The 16,743-nt window shown below is 39.5% G+C and carries 15 protein-coding genes; 2 read left to right on the forward strand and 13 right to left on the reverse strand.

What is annotated here, in order from left to right; translation table 11 throughout:
- Positions 1-2: 2 nt before the first annotated feature.
- The 10 genes from FPZ42_RS12835 to FPZ42_RS12880 form a co-directional block, all read right to left on the reverse strand.
- A complete protein-coding gene (locus tag FPZ42_RS12835) occupies positions 3-2,492 on the reverse strand; it encodes a TraG family conjugative transposon ATPase (protein WP_146272004.1) in 2,490 nt (829 codons plus the stop codon).
- On the reverse strand, positions 2,489-2,809 hold the full coding sequence (locus FPZ42_RS12840; protein WP_146272006.1) for a DUF4133 domain-containing protein: 321 nt from the start codon (positions 2,807-2,809) through the stop codon (positions 2,489-2,491). The genes FPZ42_RS12835 and FPZ42_RS12840 overlap by 4 nt, the downstream gene beginning before the upstream one ends.
- Positions 2,810-2,820: 11 nt before the next feature.
- On the reverse strand, positions 2,821-3,096 hold the full coding sequence (locus tag FPZ42_RS12845) for a DUF4134 domain-containing protein (RefSeq protein ID WP_391561007.1): 276 nt from the start codon (positions 3,094-3,096) through the stop codon (positions 2,821-2,823).
- 98 nt (positions 3,097-3,194) lie between these two features.
- On the reverse strand, positions 3,195-3,722 hold the full coding sequence (locus FPZ42_RS12850; protein WP_146272010.1) for a hypothetical protein: 528 nt from the start codon (positions 3,720-3,722) through the stop codon (positions 3,195-3,197).
- A gap of 143 nt (positions 3,723-3,865) precedes the next feature.
- Positions 3,866-4,774 (reverse strand): RteC domain-containing protein, encoded by a 909-nt coding sequence (locus tag FPZ42_RS12855; protein WP_146272011.1) that lies wholly within the window; start codon positions 4,772-4,774, stop codon positions 3,866-3,868.
- A gap of 85 nt (positions 4,775-4,859) precedes the next feature.
- Positions 4,860-6,794, reverse strand: a complete 1,935-nt coding sequence (gene mobC / locus FPZ42_RS12860) for a conjugal transfer protein MobC (protein WP_146272013.1) — start codon at positions 6,792-6,794, stop codon at positions 4,860-4,862.
- 11 nt (positions 6,795-6,805) lie between these two features.
- The gene (locus FPZ42_RS12865; protein ID WP_146272015.1) at positions 6,806-8,056 is read right to left on the reverse strand and encodes a relaxase/mobilization nuclease domain-containing protein; all 1,251 of its coding nucleotides are present in this window, start codon (positions 8,054-8,056) and stop codon (positions 6,806-6,808) included.
- The gene (locus FPZ42_RS12870; protein ID WP_186458762.1) at positions 8,011-8,433 is read right to left on the reverse strand and encodes a plasmid mobilization protein; all 423 of its coding nucleotides are present in this window, start codon (positions 8,431-8,433) and stop codon (positions 8,011-8,013) included. Before FPZ42_RS12870 ends, FPZ42_RS12865 begins: the two co-directional genes overlap by 46 nt.
- Positions 8,434-8,609: 176 nt before the next feature.
- On the reverse strand, positions 8,610-8,930 hold the full coding sequence (locus tag FPZ42_RS12875; protein WP_146272019.1) for a hypothetical protein: 321 nt from the start codon (positions 8,928-8,930) through the stop codon (positions 8,610-8,612).
- The gene (locus tag FPZ42_RS12880) at positions 8,927-9,256 is read right to left on the reverse strand and encodes a helix-turn-helix domain-containing protein (RefSeq protein WP_117381989.1); all 330 of its coding nucleotides are present in this window, start codon (positions 9,254-9,256) and stop codon (positions 8,927-8,929) included. The genes FPZ42_RS12875 and FPZ42_RS12880 overlap by 4 nt, the downstream gene beginning before the upstream one ends.
- Positions 9,257-9,549: 293 nt before the next feature.
- Between FPZ42_RS12880 and FPZ42_RS12885 the strand changes: the two genes are divergently transcribed.
- Both FPZ42_RS12885 and FPZ42_RS12890 read left to right on the forward strand, forming a co-directional pair.
- A complete protein-coding gene (locus FPZ42_RS12885; RefSeq protein ID WP_146272021.1) occupies positions 9,550-11,493 on the forward strand; it encodes a site-specific DNA-methyltransferase in 1,944 nt (647 codons plus the stop codon).
- 2 nt (positions 11,494-11,495) lie between these two features.
- Positions 11,496-13,829 carry a DEAD/DEAH box helicase family protein gene (locus tag FPZ42_RS12890; protein WP_146272023.1) on the forward strand — a complete coding sequence of 778 codons (2,334 nt, stop codon included), beginning with the start codon at positions 11,496-11,498 and terminating at the stop codon, positions 13,827-13,829.
- 48 nt (positions 13,830-13,877) lie between these two features.
- On the opposite strand, the gene FPZ42_RS12895 is transcribed toward FPZ42_RS12890, so the two are convergent.
- From FPZ42_RS12895 to FPZ42_RS12905, 3 genes are all read right to left on the reverse strand, one after another.
- Positions 13,878-14,075: a hypothetical protein gene (locus tag FPZ42_RS12895; protein ID WP_146272025.1), complete on the reverse strand. Its 198-nt coding sequence runs from the start codon at positions 14,073-14,075 to the stop codon at positions 13,878-13,880.
- Between the two features lie 123 nt (positions 14,076-14,198).
- Positions 14,199-14,732: a hypothetical protein gene (locus tag FPZ42_RS12900; RefSeq protein ID WP_146272027.1), complete on the reverse strand. Its 534-nt coding sequence runs from the start codon at positions 14,730-14,732 to the stop codon at positions 14,199-14,201.
- A 3-nt stretch (positions 14,733-14,735) separates the two neighbouring features.
- Complete coding sequence (locus FPZ42_RS12905; RefSeq protein ID WP_146272029.1) at positions 14,736-16,742, reverse strand: GmrSD restriction endonuclease domain-containing protein; 2,007 nt, start codon at positions 16,740-16,742, stop codon at positions 14,736-14,738.
- Between the last annotated feature and the right edge of the window lies 1 nt (position 16,743).

A 16,743-nucleotide genomic window follows, 5' to 3' on the forward strand; every position in this document is an offset into this window, starting at 1 on the left:
GGTTAAGCTACTTTTTCAATTTCTTCCTGGACAATTGCTGCGATGCCGCGCTGAATGCTCCCATACTTTCTAGCATACTCTTGAACCCTTGCTTTTTCTGCTGATTCCGTTGTATAAGTCCAGTACTCTTCACGGCTTACTTCTGTACGATACACTTTTGAGAGTTGACCATTGAGACTGATAAATACTTCCTTGTATTTGAATTTTTCATCGTTGTTGCGGTTCATGCTCATGATCAGCGCCGTCTCCTTATCCGTGATCCCTAAGAGCTGCTGAATTTTAGGAAAGTCATTCTGGTATTTGCGCTGGTCAAGAAGAATTTTGCAGTCACTGTTGTTGATGATGGCCTGTTTAACCACCGGAGAACTAATTATATCTTCAATATCCTGGGTAACCACCAAGGCTTCGCCAAAATATTTACGGACCGTTTTAAATAAGTATTTGATGTACTCTGCCATGCCTTCACGCGCAATGGCTTTCCAGGCTTCCTCGATCAAAATCATCTTCCGGGTAGCCTTGCTCAGTTTGCGCATTTTGGACACAAAGGTTTCCATTATAATCAGTGTAACCACCGGGAAAAGAATGGGATGATCTTTGATATTGTCTAATTCGAAAACAATAAAACGACGGTGCAATAAGTCGAGGTTTTCCCTTGCATTTAACAGGTAAGCATACTCACCACCTTTGTAATATGGCTTTAATACGAACAGCATGTTATCAATATCAAAACGCTCATCTTTGACTTTTGATTGTTTCATCGCCTCATAAAAGTCTCCCGCCAGAAATTCATAAAAGCTATTGAAGCAAGGAAATGTATCAAGATTTGACTTAAGCTTTTCATAATAGTGGTACAAGGCGTCGGAAATTGCGATGTATTCCGAACGTTGAACACCTTCATCTTCTTTCTTCCATAATGCAAGGATCATGGCCTTGATACTTTCTTTCTTTTCTGTATCCAGGTAGTCACCTTGAGCTATATAGAAGGGATTAAAGCTGATCGGGTTATCTTCTGAATAAGTGAAGTAGTAACCTCCGACGAATTCACACAATCCCTGGTAACTATGACCAACATCCACCAATACGATGTGAGCGCCCTGCTCAAAATAGCTTCGCAGCAAGTGATTAGTAAAGAATGATTTGCCGCTGCCGGATGGCCCTAAAATAAATTTATTGCGATTGGTCGTGACTCCCTTTTCCATCGGTTCATCACTGATATCCACATGAACCGGTTTACCTGATAACCGATCTCCTAAACGCAGACCGCACGGACTGATACTTGACTGGTAGTTGGTCTCTAAGTTGAGAAAGCAGGTAGCCTGTTCAACAAAGGTATCAAAGGTATCATTCATGGGGAATGTAGCTTCATTGCCTGGTAGTCCAGACCACCAGATCTGCGGTGCTCCGTCAGTTTCTTGCTTCGGTTGGGCATCCATTTGAGCTAAAGCCGAGCTCACCTTATTTTTAAGGTCTTTCAATTCTGCACGGTCATCAGTCCAGGCCATAACGTTGAAGTGTGCTTTTACCGGTAAACGCTGGTGGCTGATCGCTTCATTCAAAAATTCGTGGGTAGCATCGCGGCTGATCGCATTTTCCCGAGAATAAGCCGATAAGGATTGTAAGCGGAGTTTTTTGGCTTCCAGCTTCTTTAACGTTAGTGTGCTGTCTTCAATAAAAATAAACTGATTGTAAACATGGTTACACCTCAATAAGGTTCCTATAGGTGAAGCAAAGCCGGTGCTGAATTTGGTTTTATCCGTGCTGTACTTGTCAAAGGTGATCCTCGGGCCACAGAGCGGCGGCAGGTCTTCCGCATCACTCAGGGTGAATAGCTGGCAGTAATCACCGCCAATGCGTATTTCATCCTGGATATGGATGTCTTTCAATAGGGCACCACTATTTTTATTAAGCAAAAAGCAATATTGTTCGAGAACACCGGCTGACTTTGGTGTACCGGCCAGCCCGTCATCACCTATGCGTCGCAGTGTAATTAAGCCACTATCTTCAAGTACTTTAACAAACTGTCCGGCATTGTCTAAAAAGTCTCGAAACAACTCTTCGGAAGTAGTCTGATTAGGAACTATCCGCTTACGCATCAGCGTACTGACCGCACTGGTGTAAGGTTTGAACTTTTCTGGCTTCTTAGTCAGAAATATATGGCAGTGATGATGTAAAAAGGGCCGCTCATGAAAATGCTTTTCGCTCGAATGAGATAGAAAGGTTTTTACCTGAGTTTCACCGTTGACCTGAAAGCGCGCTCCATATCGTTCGCTTAAGAACCAATCTTGTTTATGAAAGATACAATTCTTTGGGAGCAGCTTTAACGCTTTGATCCAGGTTTCATGAAAGCTATGATACTCGTCATTGGACAAAGTAAATATCTCTGGCAGTGTGACCTCATATCCAATCGTAAGGTCGCCCTGTGCGGAAAGCATACAGTCATGCTGAACCTTGTAAACAGGAAACACCTGCTCTGCTTTACTATGTGATCTCATGATGTTCGTTTTAATCGTAAAAAAACTTGACGCGTTTTAAACTGAAGGTATTTTGGCAGGTAACGCTTTGCCGATCTCTTCATCAAACCATGCTGACCATATTTATGGCTTAGCTTAAATACCTGATAGAAAAGCAGACTTCCAAGCGCACCGATCATGATGACACAAAACGTCACCGGGACACCTACCAGGTACATGATCGCAAACCCGACAAGTAAAAGAACAAGCCCGCCAGCTAGGTAGCCAATGTATTGTGCTTTCAGCCCTTTAAATTCTATCGGCTTATTAATCCCCTTATTAATATGATATAGTGCCATGGTAATTCGCATTAAACACCAAAAAAAGATTTGAGTACGGTAGCAACAACCACGAGAAAGATGCAGCTTCCAAACCAGCTGGACGCCACTTTCCCGGTATCGTGTTCCCCGTCATTCCACTTCTTATAGACCTTTATCGCACCGACCAAACCCACCAAGGCACCGATAGCATACATTAAAGTGGTCCCGGTGGTGAAATAGCTTTTAACCTGCGTTGTTGCTTCCTGGATACCTGCATTACCGTCTTGTGCATATAAGCTAAAGCTGATCAGCATCAACGTCAACATTCCGCAGATCGTTTTTAATGCATGTTTTACGCTGTATGCTCTTTTTACTTGCTGTGATTTCATGATAACCGATTTTTAAGATTTATATAAATGATTAATTAATTCCATTTTGGTAATTCATCCGCGGTAAGATCAAATAGTAAATTCTCAGCGGACTGGCTGATCACATGAGTGGTAACCTTGGAAAAATCTATTTCTGCCTGATACGGCTGAAATGATCCTATAAGTATTTTTAGCAAAGAGAGGAACTCGGATTTATTGTCTACATCCTTAAAAGCTGCAATAAGATTATCAGTTTCGCCAATCAGTTGCGCTTCCGGAATTGTAATGTTGTTGTTTGAATCGGTTAAATCGCCAGTTGAATCCAGGCTTTCATTTAATTCCTCGTCGGCGAATTGTAGTTCCTGTTCCTCTACAATACGCACATGCTTGTCCGGACGGGCGGCACCCATCAGTTCCGTAGGTGAAATGGAGCCGCCTTGCGACATTACCGCGCTTTGCTGTTTTGATGTGAAGAGATTTGAGATCTCGCGCTGATAGTAACGCAGAAGTACATACAGGTAGTAGGTTACACTGATGATAGCGATGGCCGCAAAATACTGCTGCCAGGAAATTGATGACAACATACCGCTTTGTTTTAAAGATCATCTGCACCATGCAGCGATCCCTGAAACAAAGGTTGGGCTATCTCCAAAAAATTTATCACACCTCATGTACAAGGTAGGATAAATTTTTTTTAATTAACTAATAATCAAACTTTTACAAAATACTAAAATTTCAGCTTTTGTTGAACTGAGCCATCTTCATCAAGTTTTTGGTCGATTTTTCGGAGCAGCGACAACTTCAATTTATCTAACAACAATGTACGATCCTTCTTTCGCCTGGTGATGTCGGTATATTTATGGTAATACTGGCCCAAATCAATGTGAAAAACGGTTTGAAAGAAACTAACCACCGATTTAATTTCTGCATTGCCGTTATTAAAAGCACCTGCTGCAACCAACGCATAGATCAGCTCGATAAGATCCGTTTTGCTAAAAGTCCAGGTGAGGGGTAATTCGATGCTCATTTCAGGTGGACGCTCATCATGATTGTTGATTTTCTGCAATTCGATATTCAGGAAGTCCTGGTATTTTTCATTAGCAATGATGTTGGCGAGCTTATAGTCATGGCTGGTTGAGTAAACCTCATCTTCTTCAAACTTCTCCAGTTCCACATGTACATCGAATCCACCACGTGTAAAGTAAACCTGGTCCATTTGGGTTGAGCCGGACCGGTAATATTGATAAAAGGCAGCGTTGTGGTCGAAGTATCGTTTAAGATCTGCTAGTTCGGAGTTGATGTATTCTTTCAGATGATCCTCGGCACCTGTCGGCCTCTTCATCAAAAAGTTGTAGACACTGATAAAATAGATGTATTTGCTGTAAAACATCGGCTTTACTTCTTTGAAAAAGTGGATCTCGTCGTCAACGCTTTCGAAAGAGTAACTGGAAATATAGCTTTTCAGCTTTGCCATCGCCTTTTTGCAAAGTATGATCGAGGCTTTGTATTGTTCGGCCAGAGGTTCGCCGTTCGTAGAAATTTCGTTTAATTGATTTTCTAAAGCACTATAGAAGCGTTCGGTGATGGTGCGCATATAAGTAAGGATAAGGCTATTAGGGTATTTCTTATTACGCAAAATAAGAATAGCGTGTTACAACACGCTATTCAAAAAAGTTCATATTAAATCAATATTACGTTAATATGACGTTTGGTGTTATTTCTTAAGAGTTAACAATCACACTTTGTACAATTACCTTAATGTCGTCTTTTATTTGCTGATAATTTTGAAGAATAGTAGCTTGATCAATATTCCTTACACTGGGAATAGTTTTGTATGCCAATTCCTCTTTGTTGAGTGCCAAGTGGTCATTTTGTATCTCGTTATGAAATACTTTTAATTCAATCTTATTGGTTGGATCATCAGACACCATGCCCACAAATTCACCTGAAGAAAGTCCGGCAATCTTAGAAGCGGGAATTGCGAAATCCAGTTGTGTTGATCTGCTGATCGAAGTGTCCTGGCTGTTGATGGATACACTTTCTTTTTGTTGATTGATCTTGCCAAAACGTTCGGAAAGTTGTTTTGCTGTATCTCCTGTGACCTGACCGCAAACGATGTTGCCAACAATGTTCATGATAACTTCAGCCTGGTCGCGTCCATAATCTTTTTTTAACTGGCTGTAATCCTGAACGGCAAGTGTAACCGCTACCTTGTTCGACCTGGCCGTGGCGATGAGATGATCAATTCCGTTGAAATAGATCGTTGGAAATTCATCAAAGATCATACTGCACTTTTGCCTGTTCTTTTGGTTGACCAGCTTATTGATCCGGTTAATGTATAGAGACAGCACAGCGCCGTTTACCTGCGACTTTTGCGGGTTGTTAGCCAGGCAAACGATCTTCGGTTCGTCTGGGTTGTTGATGTCAAAAGAGAAATCATCGCCGCTCAATACGTAATAAAGCTGTGGTGAAGACAATCGGGCTAAGCTGATCTTGGCGCTTGCGACCTGGCCTTCCAACTGTTCAAAAGCCTCATTTTGCCAGGCAGAAATAAATGGATTGATCAGGACTTCAATTTCGGGCTCCTGCAACAACACTTCGAATAAATCTTTATAATCCACCTGTGCCAGCTCAATAACGTGTGGCAAAGTACAAAAGCGCCCGTCCTGGTACTTTCTTAAAAACCACATGATCGCGGTAATAAAATTAATGGGCGACTCGACAAAGAAATCCCCTTGTTTTTTGATCCACTCCCGATTTAACCCGAGCATAATCGTTCTGCTGGCATCGATAGCATCCGTGATATCCAGCATGGTTTCCGGCTCTAATGGGTTAGCACGGTGCATTATCTGTTCCAAATTGATGACGTAGAAGGTAGGCCTGACCTTATATAAGTGCCCGTATTTCAGCAATGCGTTATAAGCAATCTTGGTGAGATCGTCGTATTTAAAGTCATAGATCAGCATAGAGAATCCTTTACTGATATGCTGGGTGATGATGTGACGGATAACGAAATAGGATTTACCGGAGCCAGGACTACCGCCGATAAGTGTGCCTCTAAAGGGGTTAATAATATTGATCCAGCTGTTACGCACCTTTCCTTTGTAATGATAAACCGCAGGCAGGTTGATCGAGTATTCGTTATCCAAATAGCGTTCTTCCTGGGGAAATGATTCGTTGGCTTTATTAAAAATGTCATTAGCCAGCTTAAGCTTTAAAATTCTAAATAACGCACTTATCCCTGATAACATAAACAGGTAGCCAAACGAAGTAATGCTGATATAAAGCAGTGCCCTCACAGCGAATGAGTAGTGTGCCTTTAAAAATACCGCACTCAAAAAATAAAGCAGCAAACCGATCACGGCAAAAGCCAAGGCGCTACGGGCTTTGATCTTCTCATCCTTTTTACCTTTAGTACCCAATAATGAAATCATCAGCGTGATCAAAGCGGCCAGCTTAGCCAGCATAGTACTTTTGAAAATGGCCATTTTGGAGACTGGAAGTAAGATACTGTCTACAATAGATTGGGTTAAACCCCATTTCTGAAATGCCCTAGAGCATGTCAGGTAGAAATGAAGGAACAATATGGCCAGGCTGATAAACCGGGTAAAGTCAATGATCCTTCTTAATGCTTGTTCATTTTCACCTGTTTGCATGATTGAAATTTTTAAAGTGAATGTCCTCTGCGTTTTTTCTTACGCTTTTTTTGCTGAAGCCTGCCGATCGCAGCCATATCTTGCCTTTCCTCCTGGTAAAGTGCATCTATGATGGACCTGCCTTCCAATTGCTGATCGGCATAAATATTTGAAGTATTTATGTTAGTATGGTTAACTGGAGAGCCCGTCCGCTGAAGTTCCTCACGCGAAACAACTGATTGGGAAAAGTATTGGGATAGGCTGTTAGCGCTATAGCTCTTTCCTAAATCGCTGCCGTTAAACACTGCTTTAGCGTGATGGTCGACAAACGTAACACCGTACATTCTGCCTTCGTCGCTGTGTCTGAATATCGCATCTATCTTTTGTGCCTTAAGTTTGAGCTGAAATTCTTTTGTGCTAACTGAACTGGTAAGGACGGTATCGACCTTGCTTTTCAGTTGTTCCTTCAATGTTTTCCGCAACACTTCATTCAGGGTAAATCGATTCTCAAGGGTTTTTAATGTTGGCTTCCCGTAGATACTGCTTGCTTTGATTGGCACGCCGATTTTGCCGCCGTTATGATCCAAAGCCCAGTACACTAAACCATTTTTCTCAAACATCCTGGATTCTTTTGAGCCTCTGTCAGCAGCTACGTTAAATCCATTTAATACCGCATTCAATTCCGGCAAACTTGTAAACTTATAGTTTCGCAACACCTCGTTAACTACATTGGTAATCGCTCGTTTAGTTTCTGATTTGCCATAGGCGACCTGTTCCAATTTTAAAGAAGAAATAAGCCCCTGACCCTTTGTTTGCTCTTCTGCCTTCACCAACCCAAAATGCTGTTCGACTTGCTTTCGTGATTGCTCTGATGCTTTATTTGCCAGCAAATGAAAACTGATCCGGTTACCATCCGGCTTTATGTTCGTCGAAATGATATGAAGGTGCGGATGACCGGCATCTTGGTGCTGATAAACGAGGTAGGGTTGCGCACCAAATCCTAAACCTTCCATGTACGCATCGGCTATTTGCTGAAGGGTAACCTTATCTAAATTTTCACCAACTGCAAAGTTCAGCGAGACATGCAGGGCGTTGACCTGGGTACGCTCATTCCGTTTGGTCAGGTCTGTTAACCGTTCCAACTTGTTACTAAAAGTAAGTTCATGCGGTTCCTTCAAATAGCCCTGTGCAAGGAGCAATTCAGCCTTTCCCAAACGAACTTTATGTTCGTTATAATTTATTGCACCGAGGATGCTTCGTCCGGTTTTAATTTTTGCGACCATAACTCTGAAAAGCTTTGCATCCGGTCTTTGATCTGGGCAATAGCCGGGTCTACTTTAGTTCCGATAATCGACATCAATGACAGCCACAAACGATTGTCTGCGGAGCCATGCGCAGCGTTGATCTGACGTACAGCCTGGTTTAAATTATTGCCAATGGCATTGAGTTCACGGCGCAGCAAGGAGAGCTCTTCCAGCATCTCATCCATGGACTTGTCACGATAATTTACCGTGATCGGTTTTTCTAAAAGAACACTCCTAATGTATTCGCTCATTTTGCGAAAGCGTGTCTTTTTAAACCGCCGGTCAATTAGCAAAAACTCACCTGGTTTGAACCTCGTGGTGATCTTTCGCTCACGGTTTTCTTCCTCATTTTCCATACCTTCTGTCTCTTTAAAAATCCGACTTCGGAGGGTTTTTACCATGCTCCCGGACTGACTTCGGAAGGGAGGGCAAGATCCGTTTGTCCGACAAACGTTTATCTTGCTGATTGCTTAAAAATGCAATCTCGTCCTTTTGCAAAGCCCTCGATTTGGATTTGTTCAACGTCATCAACTTAAAATGATTCACTATAAAATGGTGATTGTCTCCATCTCCGTTTTACTTCCTGCCGATAGTTGTAGATCCATTCGGCTGCACAAACTTTCCAATTATAAATCATGCCGCCGGTCAGCGTTTTCCATCCTCGATTATCATGTTCGTAGTAGAACTTTTCAGCCAATTCACCTTCGCCTTTTTGGTCGAAATAGATCAGTAAGACATCTCTATCTGGTGGCATAGTAGTTCCCATTCCATCATGAACTGATCGAAGATTTTTGCTGCTTTCCCTGACTTCCTTTGAGAGTTTTGGAACGGTGCGTTTGGCCTTGCGTTTCATGCCATCTTCATCTGATCATTCAACTTGCCGGAGGCCATCAGCTTTTCAATTTCCTCGGAATTGTAATAAGTGATGCCACCCAGTTTTTTGAAAGGGATCAAGCCTTTGTCCCGGAGATATTGCAGCTTGCTTTCCGAGAGCCGAAGCATTTTTTTGATCTCGAAAGCTTTCAGCCATTGGTGGCCGGGCTGACCGGATTGTTCTTTCAGTAGCTTCTTAATGTCTACGATTAGCTGTTGCTTAAAGTCGAGCAAGTCCTGAACCGTGATCAGCTGATCACGGTTTACTTTAGGAAAGTCATGTTGGATTTCATTATGATTTGCCATAGCTTAAAATTTAGCAAAGGCAAATGTGAAGAAAGGCAAAATAAATTTATCACACCTCATGTACGAGGTAGGATATTTTATATATTGTTTCAACCACAAATTTTTAATACAGTATAACAGATCAAGCGAAAATTTAATTTTTAATATGTGAACCAGATTATTTCTTATTTTTACTAAAATTTTTAGCAAATTGTATTTTATCGGATTTTTTGAATTTTTTTTAATCATCTGATTTACTACATTTTGACTATTAACAAAAGAAAGTTTAAGGTTTTTTTTTACTTTTAAAAACAATGGGAAATACAACTATTTATGAGAACGGTAGTATGCAAAACCTTGATAAGGAGCAACTTATTCATCTTATAAAAGAATTACAGGAGGAAAAAAACCTTAACGCGGCGTTTTCAAACATATCGGAAACTGGATCAAACGATGCAGCATTGATGTGGCAAGGAAGGAATCGCTTCTTAGCAGAAAATGTAACACCGGTTTCGATCAAACAAGTATCAGAGAAAAGTTTTCCGTCTCCTGAAGGTGGTGTACATAGGATTATTGATGGGGACAACCTTGCTGTCATGAGATCACTTCTTACTGAGTATAGAGGGGGGCCAAAAAGTGGCTTTGATGTCGTATATATAGACCCCCCTTATAATACAGGCAGTGATACTTTTATATATAATGACAATTACCGCTTTTCAAAATCAGAAGTTGCACGATTAAAAAAAGCAATTAATCGTGTTGAAAAAGGGGTCTCTTTAGATGATCCTTCAAAGCATACAAAGTGGATCAACCATATTGCTCCGAGACTTTGGGCTGCAAGGAAATTAATGAAACAAACTGGTGTTCTTATTGCATCCATTGATGAACACGAGCTCCCAAGGCTTTGGATGCTAATGGAAGAAATGTTCGGAGAACGAAACAGGATTGCGACCTTAATATGGGAACGTTCTAGAAAAAATGACGCACGGTTCGTTTCTGAAGGTCACGAGTATATGCTGCTATGGGCACGTGATAAAGAATCCCTGGATAAACTGATTAGAGAAAAGGGAAAGTGGCGAGAACCCAAACCTGGTTTAGAACAATTCTCTTTGGAATTTCAAAGGTTAATTGAGCTTCATGAGGATAATTTAAAAGAAATCTCATTGGGATTAAAATCTTTTGTTAAGGGAATAGACAAACAGAACGCGTTATGGACTATACGGCAATACGTAGGGGTTGATGAAAAATACAAAGAATTAGGGCCGTTTAAAGAAGATGATCCGACATGGCCAAAGGGAGTTGGTCCTCATCATTTTGACGTTTTACATCCTGATACCAGAATTAAAGTTAGAACTCCACCCAAAGGCTGGCGTATTAATACACCTGAAAGATTCATTGAGCTTGATCAGGATAATAGAATTGTTTGGAAAGGAACAGGCACACCAAAAATTAAAAAATATTTATTTGAGGGCCGTGAGAATGATGTTATAACTAGCGTAATTCAAAAAGAATCACGACAGTCGGTAATGACGTTAAAGTCTATTTTGGGCATAGATGCAGCAATTGAGCATCCAAAAGATCATTTAATTTTAAAACGCCTTTTTTCAGTTGTTACTTGGAATGATCCTAATGCTCTAATACTAGATCCATATGCTGGAAGTGGTACAACTGGGCATGCGGTGTTGGAGATGAATTCAGAGGATAACGGTAACCGGAGATTCGTTTTGATTGAAAACGGCGATCCTACAAATAAAAAAATCCCTCGTGAGCTTTATACTGAACGATTAACTGCTGAACGATTACGTCGTGTGATAAGCGGTGGTTGGTTTGATGGTAAAGAGCATAAGTCATATGATGCCGGTTTTACTTTCTATGAAGCTAAAAAAAGCTTGAGCAAAAAGATTCTTATGGAATCGACACGGGAAAATCTGGCAGATATCATATTGCAAATAGTAGAAGAAGATTCAAACAGGCAGGATTGTAGAATGGATGGTTACCAATATCTAATAGGCAAAACTAGATTAGGATATGGTATAGCTTTGGTATGGCAACCTGGTAATACAAATGGTCATCAGGTTTTAACAAAGTCAATTCGATCAGAAATTATGAAAGAAGCTGATTTAGCTGGTGTTACAAAGCCAGTTTACATTTATGCCGTTGCAAATGTTTCGCCAATAAACGATGAATTATATCGATTTCAGCAAATTCCTGATTCAATTTTGGCAAGACTTAATTTATTAGAAGAAGAAGAGGATTAATAGTGCAACTAAATAAAGATCAACTTAAACCTTTTCAGCTGCGTGCTGCCGCTGACCTTACTGAAATGCTGGCCACATATCCTGCGGCGCCATTTAAAAAGCAGTTCAATCAAGATACTGGCGAACCATTACCTTTCTTATGTAGGCTTAAAGCAATAACCGGTAGTGGCAAAACGCCTATGTTGGCGAGCAGCATTTCCCAATTATCTGATTGTATCGTATTATGGACGACAAACCGTGGTGCTGTAATTTCACAAACAAAGGCTAATCTTTCATCTGGAGGTAAGTATAGCAAGCTTTTACCTGAAGAGGTAAACATATATAATTTGTCAGAGATGACATCGTTAGATTGGGAAGAAGTCTGTAATGCTAAGACGGGTTTGACGATAATACTATCAACTGTAGCGTTATTCAATCGTGACGGCGATGTGCTGAACGTCCACAAAAATAGAGGTGAAACGAGCCACTGGGAAATGCTAGCTGGTGATAGTGTAAATGGAAGACTTCGAGATTTATATATAGTGTATGATGAGGCCCATGGAGGCACTAAGGCTCAATTTAATAGACTAAAGGACCTTCACCCTCGGGCGTTTATTCTTGCGTCAGCATCAGAATTACCAGAAGATCTTGGAGAATTGTTACCTGGCCGTACTCCTGACGACAAGTCTGCAGCACTAAATTTACAAACAGTCGTTGTACCAACTCAAGAGGTGGCTGAGGCAGGTTTGTTAAAAACTAGATTGTTTTTAGTTGATTGTAATACTACACGTTTAGACGCCCTTTCTGAAGCGAATAAAAAATGGCTTGAAATTACAGACAAATTAAAAGCATTCAATGAACAACCGGTTATATGTTGTATTGTAAATTCGACTACAGCTGGTCTCGAAATTTGGGATTATTTAACTCAAAATCTTTCTGTAAATCCCAGTCGGATAGCTGTTCACTTATCCAACGTAGATAAAGCTCTACTGGAAGCTAACCCAAATGCGCCTTGGTCACAATTGATAGATACATATAAAGCTAAAAAAAGCCCTGAAGCACTCAGAAATGAAGGCTATACACATTTAATATGGAACCTTTCTCTTAGGGAGGGTTGGGACGAGCCTTGGGCATATGTAGCTTATTTAGATGGTGAGGCGAAATCATTAACTGACATTTCGCAAAAGATTGGCCGCTTTTTACGTCAACCAAATGCTTTGCCATTTGATGATAGTGATTTAAACTCCGCTTATTTTTATTTTAATGTACCTGATGAAGATTTCGCAACTGTTGTTCGCAACACGCAAAATGAATTATCAAATGAAGGTTATGAAATAATCGCAATTAAAGGATCGTCTACACGACCCAAGCTTTCTAGAGAGGCACCTACAAAGTCGATTGTTAACTTGCCGAAGGTTTCGGAATCCTTTGGTGAAGATTTACAAGTCCTAGATGATATTCTGTTGTCAAACATACCCTTGTTTGCAGAAGATAATTTAAAGGCTTCTGGCCGTGTAAGTACAAGGGTTATTGATATACGTCGAAATAAAGAAGATGGTTCATTAAGAAAGGATGAAAAGCGCAAGGATAACGCTGAAATATCAGTCTGGGAGTATGTCATTGGACGTTTGGGAGCTATAGATTCGCGAATAGCACGAAAAAACGGAACTTGCTTCACTTCATTTGTTAAAGAGGACAAGCGAATGAAGCAAAAAATGCAAGCGGGCTCACCAGCGATGACAATATTGAATAACTCAATATCGACGATTGTTAAACAACTAAATAATGAATTTCGATTGGAATTTGAACCTGATCAAGTTTTCACGATTAAACCTTTCAATCTAATTTCTCCAGACCTTTTTACTGACGATGAAAATAAGCGTGAGCGATACAAGGTGAGAACCTACAATAATGCGTTACACGAAAGTTATAACGGAATGAACAATTTCGAGATTCGTCTAGCAGATTGTCTTGATAATCAAGATTTACCATGGTGCAGAAACCCTTCCAAAGTAGGATATGGAATCCCAATTGCACAAATTGGGGAAGGAACAAGTACATTTTACCCTGATTTTTTGTACTGGTCAAATCCCAAAACATTATGGGCAATAGATCCCAAGGGAACTCACCTTATTAATGATGCAATAAGAACAAAGCTATTGGGAATCTCAGATGTACACGATTTGCCATTAAAAGTTAAGATTGCTTTTGTTGTAGAAGGCGAATATGAGTTAGGTATAGATAATCGGCCGCAGTTACGAAGTCAAAATGGATATTCAGTAATTTTTAAGTACAATACAGGGTTAAAAGCAAAAAATTATCAAACATTGGATAATTTAGTGAAAGACCTTAAATGAAGAAAGCTATCTAAAAAATATTAGACTTGGGTTTGGTATAGTATTACTTTAATATTCATTAAAAATTTCCTGATTGCGAATACTAACTTGCGTAACATGCTCGTTACGTTGTTCGTCTTGATAAGTAATTTTTAATGATAGTCCTTCTAACAATTCCGGAATTTTGCCTTCTAAAATATCATCGGCCTCTAAGTGGGTCCCCTCAATGAAATAATCAAATTCGGCTGAGATTTCTAATTTTCCCATTTGCTCTAAATTATTAGTTTTAGGAAGTTCTGTTATCCGGGTAAAGGTTTTTTCTGAACTGGGTTCAACTTTTATATTAAAAGCGGGATAACTTGAATTATTATATAGAAAGAGTGTGTATTCTTAATTTAATTTCCAATGAATTATTGGTTTGGTTGCAAATCCAATTATCATAACAGGATTGCCATTTTTATCCTTCTCTACAGGGTTTTTATTACTATAACCTTGTGATCTACGACCACTGCTATTATATCTTAAGTCAGCATCTAAGAAAGGCCGCCCTTTGACACTTACAACGCCAACGTCTTTACTTCCTTTTATTTTCTGATACATTTCTAATTCAGCATCAGATTTCCATTTTTTCAAGAGCGGTGTTGGATAATTATCGAAGTCTTTGTCTATCAAGTCTGCACAACTACTACACAACCATATTCCATTTCCTATGTCAGCTCTTTGTTCTCTAGTTAAATCATTGTCGTATCTCGGGCCACCAGGAGACGCTGCTGTGATATGAGCCGCCTCACCAATGCGCGTAGATTTGTCTCTGTTCTCATTAGGTCCAACTGTAAAACAACGACATCTAGGATTACTGCAAAGATATCCAACGCGTTCGGCTAATATTCTGGTAAGATTTTGGCTAAAATTGTCTCTGGCCATGTACTATTCAATCTTTTCACAGCCGTCTAAATCTCTCGGACGAAGGCTTTTCAACAAATAACAACAACTTTCATCTTCAGGAATTGCTATATAATGTGACTTGCACTTTTCGTTTAATAATAATGGTTCTTTTATGAGACGTATCTTCCACAGAGGCATATCGGGCGGAGGTGCAAAGTTTTGAGAAATTGATTTCAAATCAGCACCAACCAGATTTAGTAATAGTTTCTTAAAATAAATTTTATATTCATCACGGTTTTTGTAATTGCCATAAATAAAATATTCGAGTTCCCTGTATTTATCGAAAAGACAGCGTTTATGAGCACTTACAACGTTCCAAAAAGACCACCAATACTCGTAAAATTTGTAGTGGCCATTTACTTCAATCGTTAACATTGCCCTTCGAAAATCATCATTTATGTCTTCCTCAAAGTTCCTCAAAATTACCTTATGAATATCAGACAGAAGTTTTTCATCTAAAGAGAGGTTGTCTTTATCGATATCAATGGTGAATAGTGCAAAGTCAATTCTGCCTTGGAATAAATTAGTGTTTTCTATTTGCACCATAGGTTCCTTATAACTTGAGTTATGAAGTATGAGTTTCGCTTTTAGCTTTTCTTCCTCTATCTGCTCCCTCGCAAATGCCGACTTGACTAGATCTTTCTGAGCTAGGAAATGGTAAATATTTCCGCATCCTTCTGCTAATTCGTTAATTAAATTGACAACACCATCAAAGGCTTGTGGGCTTCGTATTATCGCTGGACGATCACCATATTTTGAAATATCACCACGTGACACAATATTCCGTATCACACGCATCCAGTCGAGAAAGTATGTTCGATTAAAATTTTGTGTGCGAAGCAAATATTCGGTTTGGGCATAAAACAATATCTTTTGAGAGTAGGATGCGCTATTTCTTTGTAAAGTAGAAAATTGATTATCCTCAAAGACTAACGCAGAAAACAACGTTCCGTCTGGAGAATGCTGCCAAAGGGGCATATTTATAGAAATATCAATATTCTCTTTAAACAAATTTGAATACAGATCAAAACAATCGCATAAAAATAAAAACCCCTCTTCCGAAAAAATTTCGGCTCGTACATTATTAGGGTTTTCTTGAAGCTTTGATATAGTATTTATCCTATCATCAGATTTTTCAAGCGATTGGCGAAGCATTGCGATACAAGAAATGAAACGCATAAATGCTTCATCAATACTATTCTCTTTTCTATGCTGCCAAAATAAATCAGTCCAAATGGTATCAATTTTACATGCGAAAGTGTCTAAAAAGCCTTTAGATTGTTCCCAATTTTTGTCAATTATTAGTTTTTGAAAACTTGCTTTAAAATTCTCAAAAGGAGATAACAATTTCCCACGAGCATTCATTTTTATATAGAGGTCATCAGTAAGGCCTATGTCCTCTAATTCGACGTGATAAAAAGATATTAAGCCACTGGCAGTAGAAAGTTTGACTCTAAGATTTTCTATATTAAAAAACTTTGCATGGATATCGTCAATTGTGCGAAGCATTGCATCAATAGTTGGGTCACTTTTCCATGATAGAAAAAACCACGAAGAATCAATAATACTTTCACTTAAAATTTTATTTTCTTCTATACCGATAGGGTTATCAACTATAGCATTACAAAATTCACGTGAGCTGATTCTCGTTTCATATGTGAATCTTTTAAGTAATTGAACATCATCGGAATTATTACCACTATCTTTTTTTAAGGCATACCAATGCAACAAAAACAAAGTTGTCAATCGTTGCTGACCGTCAAGAGGTTGAAATGCACCATCTTCATTACTGCCATAAATAAAATCAAGCTTAATAGAATTATTCTTTTCCAAACTGTCATAAAGTGCAGTTAAGAAGTTGTCTCTAAGTTCTCTCTTATCTTTACGACCTTGTGCATAGTCTCGCTGAATAATAGGAATTTCAATTTTTTGATTCTGTAGTAATTGCCAAAAATCCAATGTTGTCCCTCTGTATTTGTTCTCATTCATA

The organism is Mucilaginibacter achroorhodeus (assembly GCF_007846095.1).
GTDB lineage: Bacteria > Bacteroidota > Bacteroidia > Sphingobacteriales > Sphingobacteriaceae > Mucilaginibacter > Mucilaginibacter achroorhodeus.

What these genes read in the sequence shown, in the direction of transcription:
- FPZ42_RS12850 (WP_146272010.1), bottom strand. Translation starts at nt 3,722, where the DNA reads ATGTTGTCATCAATTTCCTGGCAGCAGTATTTTGCGGCCATCGCTATC.
- FPZ42_RS12905 (WP_146272029.1), bottom strand. Translation starts at nt 16,742, where the DNA reads ATGAATGAGAACAAATACAGAGGGACAACATTGGATTTTTGGCAATTA.
- FPZ42_RS12885 (WP_146272021.1), top strand. Translation starts at nt 9,550, where the DNA reads ATGGGAAATACAACTATTTATGAGAACGGTAGTATGCAAAACCTTGAT.
- FPZ42_RS12835 (WP_146272004.1), bottom strand. Translation starts at nt 2,492, where the DNA reads ATGAGATCACATAGTAAAGCAGAGCAGGTGTTTCCTGTTTACAAGGTT.
- FPZ42_RS12845 (WP_391561007.1), bottom strand. Translation starts at nt 3,096, where the DNA reads ATGTTGACGTTGATGCTGATCAGCTTTAGCTTATATGCACAAGACGGT.
- FPZ42_RS12900 (WP_146272027.1), bottom strand. Translation starts at nt 14,732, where the DNA reads ATGGCCAGAGACAATTTTAGCCAAAATCTTACCAGAATATTAGCCGAA.
- FPZ42_RS12865 (WP_146272015.1), bottom strand. Translation starts at nt 8,056, where the DNA reads ATGGTCGCAAAAATTAAAACCGGACGAAGCATCCTCGGTGCAATAAAT.
- mobC (WP_146272013.1), bottom strand. Translation starts at nt 6,794, where the DNA reads ATGCAAACAGGTGAAAATGAACAAGCATTAAGAAGGATCATTGACTTT.
- FPZ42_RS12880 (WP_117381989.1), bottom strand. Translation starts at nt 9,256, where the DNA reads ATGGCAAATCATAATGAAATCCAACATGACTTTCCTAAAGTAAACCGT.
- FPZ42_RS12875 (WP_146272019.1), bottom strand. Translation starts at nt 8,930, where the DNA reads ATGAAACGCAAGGCCAAACGCACCGTTCCAAAACTCTCAAAGGAAGTC.
- FPZ42_RS12870 (WP_186458762.1), bottom strand. Translation starts at nt 8,433, where the DNA reads ATGGAAAATGAGGAAGAAAACCGTGAGCGAAAGATCACCACGAGGTTC.
- FPZ42_RS12840 (WP_146272006.1), bottom strand. Translation starts at nt 2,809, where the DNA reads ATGGCACTATATCATATTAATAAGGGGATTAATAAGCCGATAGAATTT.
- FPZ42_RS12895 (WP_146272025.1), bottom strand. Translation starts at nt 14,075, where the DNA reads ATGGGAAAATTAGAAATCTCAGCCGAATTTGATTATTTCATTGAGGGG.